The sequence below is a fragment of the Desertibacillus haloalkaliphilus genome, assembly GCF_019039105.1.
GTDB lineage: Bacteria > Bacillota > Bacilli > Bacillales > KJ1-10-99 > Desertibacillus > Desertibacillus haloalkaliphilus.
Genome location: NZ_JAHPIV010000248.1, coordinates 1 through 398 on the forward strand (window position 1 = coordinate 1; position 398 = coordinate 398).

The window sequence follows — 398 nt, forward strand, 5'->3', positions numbered from 1 at the left end:
GTTCGATGCAAACACACTTGCATCTTGAACCGAATTAACTGCATCTCTTGCCATGATTCCAAAAGATTCTTGTCCATCATGAGGAGTCTTTGCGTATTCAATAACCTTTATATCAGCAGTCAATTTAAAGTTATCTTCTTCCGCATCTATCTCCGTATAGTAAAACGAGATTCCATCATGATCGCCTGTAATTTTCCCACCGCCTTCTAACGCCACTAACTTCACAGTCCCATCATCTTGGACATCAACATAGTTACGCTGATCAGAAGACGATTGTCCAAATCTCATTTTTTTCCATGCTGGTTCAACAGGTTCTCTAACGGTTACTTGGAACGAAATTGACTTGATATCATTCTCTTCCGGAACGATGTTAATTTCGTACGTTCCAGCTTCAGAGC

The 398-nt window shown here is 40.5% G+C and carries 1 pseudogene; it reads right to left on the bottom strand.

The annotated features are described in order from the left end of the window. Nucleotides 1–398 (bottom strand): annotated as a pseudogene (locus KH400_RS21775) (bacterial Ig-like domain-containing protein); the annotation flags it as partial.